This is a genomic window from Aquimarina sp. AU58 (genome assembly GCF_900312745.1).
In the GTDB taxonomy this organism is placed as follows: Bacteria; Bacteroidota; Bacteroidia; order Flavobacteriales; family Flavobacteriaceae; genus Aquimarina; species Aquimarina spinulae.
Window position 1 is genome coordinate 2089370 of record NZ_OMPD01000014.1, and the last position, 15331, is coordinate 2104700.

The window sequence follows — 15331 nt, forward strand, 5'->3', positions numbered from 1 at the left end:
TTTGTCATATTTTTAAACTTAATATTTTCTAAGAAATAAATCTGGTTCTATATATATAATAGATGAAAAGAATATTACTTTTAATTTTTATCATTCACTGTAAACTACTTGCTCAGGAAAGAGGAGTTGATTTTAAAATTCCCGACTCTATTCAATCAAAAACTTATTTTGAGTTGTATGAATTGTTTTTTGATAATTATAAGGAGAATCCAGATAAAGCTCGTCTATATGCCAATAGATACTTAGAGAAAGGGAAAAATGAAAATGAAGATCTTGTAATTGCACACGGCTTCTTTTTAATTTCTCATTTATATGAGGGGAACGAAATATGTCTTAAATATGCAGATAGTATTATTGAATTAACCAAAGGTTTAAAAAACAATGGTCTTCTTACCAGAGGATATTTATTAAAAGGGGATTATTTTTTGAAAAAAGGACAGCTTCAGGAGGCTTGGAACAATTATAAAAAAGCGGACCAGATTATTACAAAAAAATCTAACTCAAGGACGCTTTACAGGTATAATCGATCTATTGGGCGGCTAAAAAGTAGAATAGGAAAACATGAAGAAGCGATAAAGATTTTTCGAGAATGTTATCAATATGCTTCAGAAGAAGAATTGGATAATCGCTTTCAAGATATGCTAGATCTAGCTAATGAATTTAATCAACTAAAAATACTGGACTCTGCTGCTTATTATAATAACCTAGGAATTAGAGGAACATTGGATATTGGAAATACGCATGTATATACTTTGTTTGTTCTTAATTCTGGGATTACTGATTATCATAAGAAAACATATAAGAATGCAATTGATAGTATCTCTAAAACACTACCATATCTAAAAAAAAGTAATGAATTTCAGGGACTAATAACCTCTTATTTTTATTTAGGAAAAGCTTATGCTGGTATTAATTCAAAAGATAAGAGTGCTGATTATTTAATGAAGATGGATTCTGTTGTTCAAATCCAGGAAGATATTATTCCTGAGCTACAAGAAGGATATAAATTACTAATTAATCATTTTAAAGAGCAGGGTGATGTTAAAAAGGAATCATTGTATCTTCAAAGGCAATCTAAAATTTACAGTTTGCAGAGTAATAATACAACAAATGTATTACAGAAAATAATTAACGAGTATACTTTACCTTTAATAGTTTCTAACAAAGATACCAGAATTTCTAAACTAGAAAGTAGTGCTGTTAAATATAGAATAATTATAATTTTAGTGATATTATTACTCATTATTTCGGTTGGGATCATGATTTATCTTCATAACGACCGTAAACGCTATCGAAAAAGTTTTCGTGCTGTTGTTTCATATACTAATAAGGTTGCCGAAGTTCAACCAAAACTTAATACGAAGAAAGAAAATGATCTTAATGACTTAAACATTTCGAAGGAGGTTGTCCAGAAAATCCTTGGGGGGATAAAAGATTTTGAAAGTAGTAAACGATATCTGGATAAAAAATATACGCTTGGTGTGTTAGCCAAAGAATTAAAAACAAATTCAACTTATCTATCAAAAATCATCAATATTTATAAAGAAAAGAATTTTTCTAATTATTTACATGATCTTAGAATCGGATATGCAATTGAGCGATTAAGAGATGATGAGAAATTTAGAAGATACTCTATAAAAGGGATTTCCGAAGAAATGGGATTTAAGACTAGTGAGTCTTTTGCAAAAGCATTTCATAAAAAAACAGGGATTTACCCTTCTTCATTTATAAAGAAACTAAAGAATACTTAGTTTTATAAAAAAGAATTGGATAGTAAAATACTATCCAATTCTTTTTTATAATTCATTAAGCAGTGGTATGACCACAGATATATTCATATATTAATATAAGTCTTGTTTCTTTTGCATGGCTAATCCCGCAAATAAGGAAATGATAAATCCTATAAATAAACTCCAGATTAACGCAAATGCAGAAATCATGTATGGAGTGGTAAGTTTTTTAGTCATTTCCAGGCTTTGATTTAGTTGCTCTTCTGGCATATCAGGAAAACGCTCTATCATTTGCTCACGCTGTACCTCATTCATTTGGTTTACAATATCCGGCTCAATAACGCTCATTAATAGAATCGTCCAAATAACACTTATGATACCACCAATAAGAGCAATACCCAGCCCAATTTTTATGGCTTCACCAAGTTTAAGAAATCCACCGTTAGCAGCTTTATACGCTTTTATCCCGTATACGGTAACACCGACCATAATCGCTAAACCGATAACAGAATGTATCCAGTTTTGCTCAGCATATCCATCCATTACATAGATTACTACTCCCATTAGGACAGAGAGAATTCCCAGGATCACCCCGTAATTGATTATAATTTTCTTGGCAGATGCTTTATCATTTTCCATATATACTATAGTTTTGGTTATTATAAAACATAAGTACACAAATATAGTAAATTGTTACAGGATGCGTAATAAATTTATAGGATTGATGACTAATGTCTACTTCGTGTTTTTAGATATAATAGACATAAGCTTTAGAGTAATAAGTAGATAAAATATGTGTATACATTAAAAAACATCTCTGTTTTTCTGCATAATAGCTCCTCCTATTAAAGAAATAATAAAGCCTAAGAATAAATTCCAGATTAACGAAAAAATTGGCATAACATATGGAGAGCTAATTTTTTCTGCCATTGCAATACTTTGATCGATTTGTTCTCGAGACATGTTATGATTTCGTTTTATCATTTCTTCTCGTTGTATATCAAATATTTGGTTCATCATATCAGGTTCTATGACATTCATTAGTATAACATTCCAAATAATAGAGATTACTCCCCCAATTAAAGCAATACCAATACCTATTTTTAAAGCACCTCCTAATTTTAGAAAACCATTATTAGCCATTTTATAAGCGTTTATTCCGTAAAAAATAATACTAATAAGTATGACTGCACTTATAACTGCAAAAATCCAATTTCTACTTGCAACATTGTCCGTTACGTAAAGAATAAGACCATATATAATAGATATGATTCCTAAAATCAGACCATAATTTAAAATAAATTTTTTAGAGGGAATGGTAGTTTCTTTCATATAAAAAATGTTTTCAGATATCTATGAATCATAATTAGGTAAGCAAATATAATAAAATGGTATTGGTATTGTAAAAATAACACTTTATCGATATAATTCACATTTTTATCGTATATTTACTAAGTTATTACGGTTTTACCGTAGTTGTGATATGGTGTTAGCAGGCGTAAAATAAGGGGATTCGCCAAAAATGACTGTAAAATAGTAATCTGTTGATATCTTGTGTTTTAGGTGGTGATAACCTTATGAATTATTAAATTTTAAACTTTTTTTAGAATTACTTACCCCAATTAGAATTGTATAAAAATATATTAACGAAACTAGTATTTATGAGAAAACTATTACTTTTTACATGTGTAATTTCTTTCCTTACTGTTATTTCTTGTTCCCGCGATGAGGAATCTACACAAGTTTCATTGACAGAGAAAGAAAACCTGGTCAAACAAACCATTATTGAATTTAATAATAGTGCTGTTAAAACTGGAAAATATGAGGCATTTATTAAAGATGTATCTCAAAAATCAACAACAGCACCATTGAGTTCAGTTGAATTGGAGGCTATGGTTCAGGGATTTCTTGGGGCTCAGACTCAGGCATTTTTGGATGTGTATTATCAACTTGTAGCTTTAAATATAACACCAGAAGAGTTTCATGTTATTGCTAGCCAATTTGAGTATTTAAGGTTAAATGTAATAACAAGTTCAAATAAGTCAGATGGATGTTGTGGAACAGGTGGATCTGTCGGTACAGCAGATAAGATTCTTCTTGCTTTGATTGACTTTTTTTGTGGTTGCGAGGCAGAATAATAATTTTATAGTATTCTAACATAGTTAATCGGTGTTTACAAGATCAATTAATTTACAGTTCTTTAATTTGTGAAATAATTTTGCATTTAAAAAAATAGTTGTAAATTTGCACCTCGAAAATAGAAAAGAAATATTACAATGAGAAAAGATATTCACCCAGAAAATTATAGATTAGTTGCTTTTAAAGATATGTCTAACGATGAAGTTTTTTTAACTAAATCTACAGCCAATACTAAAGAAACTTTAGAGGTAGAGGGTGTAGAGTATCCGTTAGTGAAATTAGAAATTTCAAGAACATCACATCCTTTCTATACCGGTAAGTCAAAACTTATCGATACTGCAGGACGTATTGATAAATTCAAAAACAAATATGCTAAATTCAAAAAGTAATTTAGTAGTATACTATAATAAGAAGCCTTTCCAATCCGGAAAGGCTTTTTTTATGCTAATTTAAATCATTCTCAAAAATTCACATTAAATTAGAATCTGGGTTCGACGTAAATTATAATGTTTAAAAAAGCGTCAATTCGAGTGTTTTGTCGTAATGGAATGGAGACAAAATGTACTTCGACAAGCTCAGCAGGACTATCGAGAATAGCTTTTTTGATCCCAAACCCTTGTCATCCTGAGCCCTTCGATAAACTCAGGACAGGCCTGTCGAAGGGTTCGATACACTATGCCCAAAAACGTGATACTCGAATCGACGTGATTTTTTTAGATCGAACTCAAATTATGACAAATTCATTTTATTATTTTAATGAGAATAATGGATAAGAAATTTTCGTCAGTTTGAGACATCAAATAAAATTTTATCCAGTGTTTAAGCTGACGTTTCAAAGCAGAGCTTTGATTATCTTTTTTCACCAGTATAAGATTTGTTTTGCGTTTACAACATCTATGAAGCCTTGGAAAGATTTTAGCACAATAAATCTGGTTTTCAGTGAAACTGAAAAATACCTTACGACATAGCGTAAGCTGTGGGCGAGATGATGTGGTTGAGAGCCTTTTCTTTTGGTTCTGTTTGCTGCCGGGCGAGCAAAGAAATCGTAGATTCATGAACTCAATATTATCAAATAAAAACCTTGTGAACTAAAATGAACAGAAAGCCAAATCAAAGGAAATTAGATGAAATTTATGAGTATATAAGTTTATGAAAAACAAATCATTATGAAATACGTCAATGGTAGTACCAAATCTCTGATTTGATGTATCGAAAACAAGAAAATGTATAACTAAAAAGTACTTCTCGATACTAAATTCTTACAGAGTTTCACCCGCAGTGACATCTCTGCTCTTATAGTATTTATATTATTTTACAAATAAATTCGCCAAACAGCACTATTTTTAATATTAACGTCTTTATTTTTGCAGCCGTATAACTAACTAATTTTTTGAAATCGAAACATGAATTATATTCTTTTTGACGGTGCTTCACGTAATGCGTTATTACCATTTACTTATACACGACCAGTTGCCGAGATTAGGATTGGGATATTAACCATTCGCGAGAAATGGGAGAAATATTTAGGGTATACTACCTCTACAGTAACAGAAGAGTACCTAAGCGAAAAATTTCCTATGGTAGAGTTGGCAGAGAATATAATGATCAATGCTTCTTACTTACCATCAGAAAACTTGGTGACAGCAATCAAAAACCTGAAACCAGAACAGGCCATTTTTTGCGATGACGAACCTATCGCTTTTTACGTCAAAGAGGATCAGGAGGTAGATTTTGAGGCCTATGAAATAATAGCATATGATACTGATGTGTTTACGGTACAGCATACTTGGGATATTTTTTCAAAAAATGAACAAGCGATTGCTGATGATTTTAAGCTACTAACACAGGATAGAGAGAGTCAGCCTATTCCTGAAAGTAATAATATCATCGCACCCGAAAATATTTTTATTGAAGAAGGGGCAACACTCGAATTTATAACACTTAATGCCAGTAAAGGACCAATATACATAGGGAAAGATACCGAAATCATGGAAGGCAGTATGATTAGAGGGCCTTTTGCGCTTTGTGATCGTGCTGTGGTAAAGATGGGAGCAAAGATTTATGGCGGTACTACTATTGGAGTGCATTCTAAAGTAGGAGGAGAGATCAATAATTCTGTACTATTTGGATGCTCTAATAAAGGGCATGACGGATATATGGGGAATTCTGTAATAGGAGAATGGTGTAACCTGGGAGCAGATACGAATACCTCTAATCTTAAAAATAATTATGCCGAAGTTCGTTTATGGAATTATGAAGCAGAAAGTTTTACAAAAACAGGATTGCGATTCTGTGGTTTGATGATGGGAGATCATTCTAAATGTGGTATCAATACCATGTTTAATACAGGAACTGTAGTGGGGGTAAATGCCAATATTTTTGGTACAGGTTTTCCACGTAATTTTGTGCCTAGCTATAGCTGGGGAGGAAGTGCAGGTTTTACCACTTACTTAACCAAAAAAGCTTTTGAAGTGGCTAATGTAGTTATGTCGAGAAGAAAAGTTGAATTCACAAAACAAGAAGAACAGATTCTTGAGCAGATCTTTGAAGATACCAGGCAATGGCGAAAGGGTTATGAAAAGTAATTTTTTTGTGTACTATAAATTTCGATAAAAGAAAACTACGTGTTTTCTGGAGTGTTAGTTTTTAACCGTGGTGTCATGCTGAGCTTGTCGAAGCAAATTATACTAGAAAACCTTTTGATCTAGGTAACATATAAGATAAATACGCCAAACCTTAATTATTTAATAGGTTCTTTCCATACTCGTTTTAGTACCAGGAAATTTTGTGGATTATTAGTGAGTCCTTTTACGTTTTTTTGAGTAAATCGAACTACCTGATCATAATATAGAGGAACGATAGGAGCATTGGCAATAATAATAGAGTCCATTTTTGCATAGTGCTGCTCTCTTATTTTGATATCGGTTATTAAGAAGCTTTCTTCGTATAAGCGATCAAAAGTTTCATTTTTGAAATGAGTATAGTTAGGGCCATGAGGAGTAAAGTTTTTACTATAATATGGCGATAGAAAGTTTTCGGCATCGGGGTAATCTGCAATCCAGCTGGCACGAAAAGATTCTAATTTTCCCTTCCATTTCTTTTGACGTATCGTCGAAGAAGGCATTACATCTACTATGATATTTAATCCAACTTTTTCAAGTTCTCGCTGTATAAATTCGCAAATGCTCTGATAATTTGCATCTGTAGCAATTCGTATGGTTGGATTGTTGTTTCCTGTTTGCTTTTTATAGGTTTCTACTAACTTACGAGCTTTTACAGGGGCATACTCATATCCGGGAATTCTATTAAACCCGGGAATACCCTTTGGGATAAAACCGTGTATTGCAGGGGTTCCTATACCATTCTTTAGATAGGTAATCATTTTTTTCCTGTCGAAACCATGATTGATGGCTTTTCTCAGTAGTTTCGATTGTATTTCCTTTTTGTCTGTATCGAGGTAGAAACCCAGGTATTCAGAATTTAGATAAGAACCTTTGCTAATATTGATACGTTCTCTGTATTTCTCTCTTAATTTTCCGCTAGGGGTTAATAATTCATCTTTATATGAGGCATCTAAACTGTTTAATAAATCGATATTTCCTTTGGCAAACTGTAAAAATTCACTTTGCTTGTCGGGTAAAAAAGTAATGGCTACAGCCTCGAGATAGGGGAGTTGTTTGCCATTTTTGCCCTTTTCAAAATACAATTCATTTTTACGCAAAACGAGCTTGATGTTTTCTTCCCATAATTTAAATTTAAAAGGACCAGTACCAATAGGATTAGCTCTAAACTCACTGCCATAAAATGATACAACCTCTTTAGGAACTACAGAGCAGTATCGCATACTCATTAATCCTAAAAATGCAGGAAAAGGTTTTTTTAGTTTAATTTCAAAAATAGTATCATTAATAGCTGTATAGGCATCTACTGTTTTAAGCACCCAGTTACCGGGAGATGCTACTTTGGGATCAACTAATCTATTAAAACTATACACAAAATCCTCTGCAACAACATATCGAGTGCTGTCCTTGGTTTTAAATTGTTCATGTTTATGAAACTTTACATCATCTCGAAGTATAAAGGTATAGGTAAGGGCGTCTTCAGAAATTTCCCACCTTTTTGCAATATCCGGCTTAATATGTAAAGAATCGTCTAGTTGTATCAAACTATTAAATAACTGATTTGTAGACCAGATATTAGCAACATCCCTCGCAAATGCAGGATCTAATGAACTTATGTTTTCATATTGATTATACCGAAATACCAAATGATCTCTGTTTTCCTGAGAAGAATCTTTACAGGATACGAGAGTAAGTAAAATATAAGCTATTGTTAAATAGCGAATTATGAAAAAATAATGAACACACTTCAATTTTAGTAAACGAATTATTGTTGGTATATTTGCACCCTAAAAATTTATTCTAGAGCGACTCAATATTTTTGAGTTTTGGTATGGGTAAATATAATGAGATTTCTGCCCCTGCGGAAATGACACTTATGTTTTATGAGAAAAAAAGTTGCTTTTTATACTTTGGGTTGTAAACTGAATTTTTCAGAAACCTCTACAATAGCAAGAGATTTTACAAATGAAGGCTTTGATCGTGTAGATTTTTCTGAGAATGCAGATATCTATGTCATTAATACATGTTCTGTTACCGAAAATGCAGATAAAAGATTTAAAACCATAGTGAAACAAGCGCAAAAGGTAAATCCAGATGCTTTTGTAGCTGCTGTGGGATGCTATGCCCAGTTAAAACCAGAAGAACTAGCTTCTGTAGATGGTGTAGATTTGGTTTTGGGAGCTACAGAGAAATTTAAGATTACCGATTATATTAATGACCTCTCTAAGAATGATTTTGGAGAAGTGCATTCTTGCGAAATCGAAGAAGCAGATTTTTATGTGGGTAGTTACTCTATAGGAGATCGTACCCGTGCATTTTTAAAAGTGCAGGACGGGTGTGATTATAAATGTACCTATTGTACAATTCCGCTTGCCAGAGGAATTTCACGAAGTGATACCCTGCAGAATGTATTAAAAAATGCTAAAGAAATTTCTGAAAAAGGAATTAAAGAGATTGTGCTTACCGGAGTTAATATAGGAGATTATGGTAAAGGTGAGTATGGAAATAAGAAACATGAACATACTTTTTTCGAACTCGTACAGGCATTGGATGAGGTTGAAGGTATTGAACGATTACGAATTTCGTCTATAGAACCCAATTTACTTAAAAATGAAACTATAGATTTTGTGTCAGGTTCCAGGACTTTTGTGCCACATTTTCATATCCCTTTACAATCTGGGAATGATGATATATTAAAACTGATGCGCCGCAGATATCTTAGTGATTTATATGTTAATAGGGTACAAAAAATTAAAGAAGTAATGCCTCATGCATGTATTGGAGTAGATGTTATTGTTGGTTTTCCTGGTGAGACCGATGATCATTTCTTAGACACCTATAACTTTTTATCTCGATTAGAGATCTCATATTTACATGTATTTACCTATTCTGAAAGAGATAATACTGTAGCAGCAGCTTTGGATGGTGTGGTTTCTCTGGATGTTAGAAAGAAAAGAAGTAAAATGTTACGAGGATTATCTGTAAAGAAAAGAAGAGCATTTTATGAAAGCCAGTTAGGAACCGAAAGAACAGTGCTGTTTGAGTCTGAAAATAAAGAAGGATATATACATGGTTTTACCGAAAATTATGTGAAAGTAAAAATGCCATGGAATCCATTGTATGTGAATACCTTACATAGGGTGGAATTAAGAGCTATTGATGAAGATGGGATGGTGAGATTTGATTTTATAGCATAAAAATCAAGCGAAGTTCGATATATAACACACAAAAGCCTGCTGTATAGCAGGCTTTTGTGTGTTATACTAGAGTAGTGTACTATATATTTATCCCAACAGGAAGTAAATCTTTATATTTCCTTCGGTTTTTTCGCATAAATTTTGCAATAATAGGGCTAGTGGGTACTAATCTAATATTGCGTTCTTCAATTACATTAAATACTGCAATGATAAAATCTTGTTCGTAACCTTTTTCAAGATGTTCTTCACTCATGATAAGTTTAGTAAGAAATATTTTTCTTTCTTGTAGCGCGTATTCGATCTTTGCTTTTTGACCGTCAATTGTAGTTTCGAATTGTCTTAGAAATTCATTGTCGATAATTTCTAATTCAACAGCACTCATGTTCTCCATATTTTTTAAAATTATGAGGTATTTAATCAAATGTTTATAAGGAGCTAACCTTACTAATCATAACCATCTTGTTAGAGAAGACTTTCTAGATATATGTATCTGAAATAAAGGTTATTAACCTAATAAAAATAAGGTTTTGCCTTGCTTCATCTAACTAAGATTAGTTAGTTCTAAAATTCCCTTTTGCAAAAATTTAACTTAATGTTTCCTTTTTTCTAACAAAGGAATACTATAATTTTGATACGCAAAGATAAGAAAATTAGAGTTTTAAATTTAATACCCACTGTTAAAATACCTATGTCGCAGGAAGTTAGCCATGTTTACTTTGTTCCAGGGATGGCAGCAGATGTTTCGATATTCGAATATATTAAGCTTCCCAAGGATAAATTTGTAACACAAACCCTACCTTGGAAAATCCCAAATAAGAATGAATCTATAGAGGATTATGCTAAACGCATGTGTGAAGAAATTGAGCATAAGAACTGTATTTTGATCGGAGTATCGTTTGGAGGTGTGATGGTGCAAGAGATGAGCAAGTATTTGAGTTTAAAGAAACTTGTCATTATTTCGAGTGTTAAAAGCAGATTCGAATTACCCAAGCGAATTAAGATTGCAAGAAAGACCAGGGCTTATAAATTGTTGCCAACGGCAATAGTTTCTAAAATAGATAATTGGGAAAAATTAGCTTTTGGTGATTTTGCAAAAAAACGTGCAGCGATGTATCAAAAATATTTATCTATAAATGATAAAAGGTATTTGGATTGGGCTATAGAAAATATGGTATGTTGGAATCAGGAAAAAACACCTGATGATCTTATTCATATTCATGGTAATAAAGACATCGTTTTTCCTATCGCAAATATAAAAAATTGTATAACAGTTGATGGGGGAACTCATGTTATGATTGTAAATAGAGCAAGGTGGTTTAATAAAAATTTACCCGAAATAATTAGTGATAACTTACGTTAATCTAACTTTTTACGCTATATTGTACAATAAATTTTATTCCCCAATAAAATCAAAATCTACTTAAGTAATGAAAACAATTAAGAAATTTTTAGTTCTTCTAGGTGTGCTGTTCACCTTCGGAATTTTAGTAAACGCTACACAAGACCATCAGCCAGAAAAGCCACTAGCTCAAGAAATTCTGGAAGAAAAATTAGTAAATGATTATAATGTATATGCTATTGCAATGCCAGATAATCTTAATTTTTCGGGAGAATTAGTTCCTATAGAAAATCCGGATATAAGAGAGCGAATGGATAGAGAATTGTTGGTTAACACCTACTGGCAATCTAATGGTTTACTTCTTTTTAAGAGAGCTAATAAGTATTTCCCTATTATAGAACCGATTCTTAAAGAGCAGGGTGTTCCTGATGATTTTAAATACCTGGCAGTAATAGAAAGTAGTTTAACTCAGGCAGTATCTCCTGCAAGAGCAACAGGTTTTTGGCAGATATTAAAAGGTACAGCTAAAGAATATGGACTAGAGGTAAACGAAAATGTAGATGAGCGTTATCATATTGAAAAATCTACAGAAGTGGCTTGTAGATATCTTAAAAGTGCAAAAGAAAAATTTGGCTCATGGACTTTGGCAGCAGCAGCATATAATGCAGGTAGAGCAGGGGTTAATAGAAGGTTAGAAAAACAAAAGGTGGCTTCGTACTATGATCTTTTGTTAGGAGAAGAGACGGGAAGATATGTGTTTAGAATTGTAGCAGTAAAAGAAATATTGAGCAACCCAAAGAAATATGGTTTTAACTTTAGTGATGAAGATTTGTATACTCATATTCCTACATTTAATGTTCTGGTAGATGAACCTATTACAGATTTTACTGACTTTGCTGAGCAATATGATATCAATTATAAGATTCTAAAACTACATAATCCCTGGCTTAGAGAAGCCCGTTTAAATAATCATTCTGGTAAAGAATATCTTATAAAAATACCAAGAGAAGGATATTATAAAACGACAACAGGGCAATAAAAATTTGAGATTTTTTATTAAGTTAGCGACTTGTTTTAAGGTAGTTTCTACTCATGTTTGAAACTGCTTTTAATAAGAGAATGTTGTGTAGTTACACGTTCTTAGTTACCAGGTGATTACTAAAATTTAAATGTGTGAATACTTCAGTACTTATTTCGTTAATCTTAATTGGGTTATTAGCCGGGTTTTTTAGTGGTACATTGGGGATAGGAGGAAGTGTGATTATGATTCCCCTTTTGATTTTGTGGGTAAATTTTTCTCAACACGAAGCACAAGGAACCAGTCTTGCCGTATTGGCAGTTCCTGTAACCTTATTAGCGGCATATAATTATTACCAGGAAGGGTTTGTAAATTGGAAATATGCAATTATAATAGCCGTAACCTTTATTATTGGAGGATATTTGGGAAGCAAACTGGCAATTTCTATAAACCAGGCATTACTAAAAAAAATCTTTGGAGGTGTATTATTACTAGTAGCCTTAAAAATGATAATGGGTAAATAGATAGTTATTAATTATCTTTTTTGTTACTTATAGAATCTCGCTCTCGCTTATATCTTTCGTATTCTTCGTCAATATTTCGTTCCTCATCTGTACGTCCGTCTTCATTTTCTTTTGCCTCAGCTTCAGCATTATTTATTTCAGTATTTAAATCCAGATCAGCAATTAAAAGAGAAACGCCTTTAGATAACGAATTAAAGTGAATGTTGTATGAGTTACTTAGTGTTTCACTAGAGTGATGAGTAACAATTTTTCTAATATCTAATATTTTTTTATTTCCATCCATAAAATACATCATAGGAAAACCTAATGCATGCTTTAGTTTATTGATAATATATGAATCTTGATTGGTCTTTTCATCAATATGAACTAAATGAATGTTACTATTGTATTCTTTTACTTTTTCTTTTAATTTCTCTTTATTATCCCAGAAGAGTACTACAAAATCAATCTGATCATGAAATCTATCGGCTAAATCATTTAGTGCAGGAATTTCTCCAACACCAGGAACACACCAGGAAGCATATGTAATAAGAAAAATTGGTTTTTCGTAATCTCTTAAAAGAATAGGGTCTCCTTTTAGTGGATATACATTAAAGTTATCCATATAGGTTCCGCTAAGGTGGTTGGTTACCAGGGAGTCAAATAAGAATTCTGCATGTTCTAGATCTTTATCTTTATATGCAAGATCAATTTTTTGGTTATATTTTACGATATGTGCCGAAATAGCAACCGAAAATGGTATTTGTCTTTCTTCTTGAGCAAAGGAATTGCTAAAATATAAAGAGAGTATTCCTAATACTAATAATTTCTTCATTATAAATAGATTACGGTAGCTAATGTAATATAATGCCATCAAAAAAAACATTTTTTAGGTGTAAAACTTTTGATGTTCACTTAATTAAAAAACGTTCTAAAGATTGTATTAAACTATCATTAAACGTAATTTTCTATACAATTAGTATGCCTAAATTTTCTTCATTTGCTGTTTCATCATAGTGATCTGATCCTTAAGCATATTGTGTTTATCTAATTTTTTGGCTTCTGTAAGCAACATTTGAGCTTCTCTTTTACGACGTTTTGTCATTGCAATACCCGCAAGATTTAATTTTGCCACGGCAAGATCTTGATTCATCGATAACCCCAGTTTTATTGCCTTTTTAAGGTGTTTTTCGGCTTGTGTGATGTTGGTCTGAGATAGCATAATACCAAGAAGATAATTGTAATATCCTTGTTGTTTTGTGGTAAGAGCGCTTTCTGGGTTTTTGATTTTGTCTAACCATTTTCTGGCACCATCAAAATCTTGTTTACGTAACCTTAAGAAAGCCAGGAGGATTAATTCGTTTTTAAAATATAAAAAGACGAAAATTGCAGCTAATAAAATAAGCATAATTCCATTACCTACATATCCTTCTACTATCTGCCATATTGCTACTCCGGTAACGATTGCTGCGATTACTAATTTTATATTTTTATTGTACATTTTTGACCTTATTTTATTGTTTTGTAGTTATTTTTAAATTTTATTGATGTCGGTATTTTGGTATCTGGCATAGTAGAGATTAATGTATTTCCATTACATATACCTTCTGAGCTTCCTTCTAGCATAAGCCCCGTTTTGTTGTTAACTGTGATCCTTGCTTTTTGAGAACCCGATACTATTATAGTAGCGCTGGCATTCGTATTTTCCATTTCTATTTCTGATGTACCTGCAATTGTAGCACTCTCATCCATAATTGAAGCAATATTCCATTTATTTTTGCTTTTCATTTTACCGGTATACTCATTTTCCCAATTATCACCCACAGTAGCATTATTATCACCATAGATATACGTCATTTGCTCAAAATTACCTAATAATTGGTTGTCTCCCCATTGTTGATCCAAACTAATGCGAACTTGTTTTATAGTGTTAGGATCTGTGATACCAGCGTTTTTAATCATATTATCGATAAGGACTTCTGTTCCTTCTAAGGCATTAATTTTACCATTTTTTTGCATTACCATGGTAACAGGAGAATTGATAAGTCCTTGAAAAATACGCCCTTGTACATCTGTAGAATCTGGCGTTATAGAAGTATCCATATCCATAAGAACCCCTAGAGAAGGAGAACTTGTTTTCATTTTTAATGTTTGATATTTCATTTCTATATAAAACAAGCTGTTTTCTACTTTTGTCACTATAAAAGACATCTCTGCACTAATATCATTTGTAATTATTTGTTGCCCTCCAGAAATATCTTGCGTAATTATTTGTTCAGAATCCTGACGAATTGCAAAAGAATCTCCAACATTAAGATTATATTGCAAAGTAGTTTGCGAAAAACCAGTAATCGACAGTATTGATACTAGTATAAAAAGGATTGGTTTTTTCATAAAAACAGGATTGCGATTTTCTTGTGCAAAGAAACTAATTTTTTTGGATAAAAAATATTTGATATTTACGTTTGTCAAAGTAAAAACTCTTTGTATATTTGCCCGCAGTTTTGGGAAGAAATTCTCAGAAAAGATCGAATTAGATATTTCAAGAAGATTTATAAAGATATATAGCAATGAAAAGAACGTTTCAACCATCGAAGAGAAAGAGAAAAAACAAACACGGTTTCAGAGAGCGTATGGCTTCTGCAAATGGTAGAAAGGTGTTGGCTCGTAGAAGAGCAAAAGGAAGAAAGAAGATATCTGTTTCGTCTGAACTAAGACATAAGCACTAATGATAACGTTCATTAAAAATATTGAAGGTGTTACTTTATAGGTAACGCCTTTTTT

General features: G+C 32.1%; 16 protein-coding genes. 9 read left to right on the forward strand and 7 right to left on the reverse strand.

The genetic code is table 11. The features are described from left to right. Positions 1-62: 62 nt before the first annotated feature. On the forward strand, positions 63-1751 hold the full coding sequence (locus DK441_RS20510; protein ID WP_109852342.1) for an AraC family transcriptional regulator: 1689 nt from the start codon (positions 63-65) through the stop codon (positions 1749-1751). 90 nt (positions 1752-1841) lie between these two features. On the opposite strand, the gene DK441_RS20515 is transcribed toward DK441_RS20510, so the two are convergent. Further along, positions 1842-2369, reverse strand: coding sequence for a DUF4199 domain-containing protein (locus tag DK441_RS20515; RefSeq protein ID WP_109852343.1), 528 nt, complete (start codon positions 2367-2369; stop codon positions 1842-1844). A 165-nt stretch (positions 2370-2534) separates the two neighbouring features. Beyond that, positions 2535-3062, reverse strand: a complete 528-nt coding sequence (locus tag DK441_RS20520; RefSeq protein WP_109852344.1) for a DUF4199 domain-containing protein — start codon at positions 3060-3062, stop codon at positions 2535-2537. Positions 3063-3391: 329 nt separating this feature from the next. Between DK441_RS20520 and DK441_RS20525 the strand changes: the two genes are divergently transcribed. The 3 genes from DK441_RS20525 (at position 3392) to DK441_RS20535 (ending at position 6454) form a co-directional block, all read left to right on the forward strand. Then, positions 3392-3868, forward strand: coding sequence for a hypothetical protein (locus DK441_RS20525; RefSeq protein ID WP_109852345.1), 477 nt, complete (start codon positions 3392-3394; stop codon positions 3866-3868). A gap of 138 nt (positions 3869-4006) precedes the next feature. Further along, entirely contained in the window at positions 4007-4258 is a 252-nt protein-coding gene (locus DK441_RS20530) for a type B 50S ribosomal protein L31 (RefSeq protein WP_024771186.1), read from the forward strand. Between the two features lie 1014 nt (positions 4259-5272). Further along, positions 5273-6454 carry a GlmU family protein gene (locus DK441_RS20535; RefSeq protein WP_109852346.1) on the forward strand — a complete coding sequence of 394 codons (1182 nt, stop codon included), beginning with the start codon at positions 5273-5275 and terminating at the stop codon, positions 6452-6454. Between the two features lie 155 nt (positions 6455-6609). Here the strand turns inward: DK441_RS20535 and DK441_RS20540 are convergent, their stop codons facing one another. Continuing rightward, complete coding sequence (locus DK441_RS20540) at positions 6610-8241, reverse strand: ABC transporter substrate-binding protein (protein ID WP_235015797.1); 1632 nt, start codon at positions 8239-8241, stop codon at positions 6610-6612. A gap of 132 nt (positions 8242-8373) precedes the next feature. On the opposite strand from DK441_RS20540, the gene mtaB reads away from it, so the two are divergent. Then, positions 8374-9687: a tRNA (N(6)-L-threonylcarbamoyladenosine(37)-C(2))-methylthiotransferase MtaB gene (gene mtaB / locus DK441_RS20545; RefSeq protein ID WP_109852347.1), complete on the forward strand. Its 1314-nt coding sequence runs from the start codon at positions 8374-8376 to the stop codon at positions 9685-9687. A 79-nt stretch (positions 9688-9766) separates the two neighbouring features. Here the strand turns inward: mtaB and DK441_RS20550 are convergent, their stop codons facing one another. Then, positions 9767-10078, reverse strand: a complete 312-nt coding sequence (locus DK441_RS20550; RefSeq protein WP_109852348.1) for an N-acetyltransferase — start codon at positions 10076-10078, stop codon at positions 9767-9769. A gap of 297 nt (positions 10079-10375) precedes the next feature. Here DK441_RS20550 and DK441_RS20555 point away from each other — a divergent pair, with 297 nt between their 5' ends. From DK441_RS20555 to DK441_RS20565, 3 genes are all read left to right on the forward strand, one after another. Beyond that, positions 10376-11047 carry an alpha/beta hydrolase gene (locus tag DK441_RS20555; RefSeq protein ID WP_109853591.1) on the forward strand — a complete coding sequence of 224 codons (672 nt, stop codon included), beginning with the start codon at positions 10376-10378 and terminating at the stop codon, positions 11045-11047. A 67-nt stretch (positions 11048-11114) separates the two neighbouring features. Beyond that, positions 11115-12065: a lytic transglycosylase domain-containing protein gene (locus DK441_RS20560; protein WP_074410135.1), complete on the forward strand. Its 951-nt coding sequence runs from the start codon at positions 11115-11117 to the stop codon at positions 12063-12065. Positions 12066-12199: 134 nt separating this feature from the next. Next, on the forward strand, positions 12200-12568 hold the full coding sequence (locus tag DK441_RS20565) for a sulfite exporter TauE/SafE family protein (RefSeq protein WP_074410136.1): 369 nt from the start codon (positions 12200-12202) through the stop codon (positions 12566-12568). Between the two features lie 7 nt (positions 12569-12575). Here the strand turns inward: DK441_RS20565 and DK441_RS20570 are convergent, their stop codons facing one another. The 3 genes from DK441_RS20570 to DK441_RS20580 form a co-directional block, all read right to left on the reverse strand. Further along, the gene (locus DK441_RS20570; RefSeq protein ID WP_160112200.1) at positions 12576-13382 is read right to left on the reverse strand and encodes a redoxin domain-containing protein; all 807 of its coding nucleotides are present in this window, start codon (positions 13380-13382) and stop codon (positions 12576-12578) included. Between the two features lie 150 nt (positions 13383-13532). Then, complete coding sequence (locus tag DK441_RS20575) at positions 13533-14048, reverse strand: hypothetical protein (RefSeq protein WP_025664876.1); 516 nt, start codon at positions 14046-14048, stop codon at positions 13533-13535. 8 nt (positions 14049-14056) lie between these two features. Beyond that, positions 14057-14941: a DUF6263 family protein gene (locus DK441_RS20580; protein WP_160112201.1), complete on the reverse strand. Its 885-nt coding sequence runs from the start codon at positions 14939-14941 to the stop codon at positions 14057-14059. Between the two features lie 176 nt (positions 14942-15117). On the opposite strand from DK441_RS20580, the gene rpmH reads away from it, so the two are divergent. Next, positions 15118-15276 carry a 50S ribosomal protein L34 gene (rpmH, locus tag DK441_RS20585; RefSeq protein ID WP_074410140.1) on the forward strand — a complete coding sequence of 53 codons (159 nt, stop codon included), beginning with the start codon at positions 15118-15120 and terminating at the stop codon, positions 15274-15276. Positions 15277-15331 lie beyond the last annotated feature (55 nt).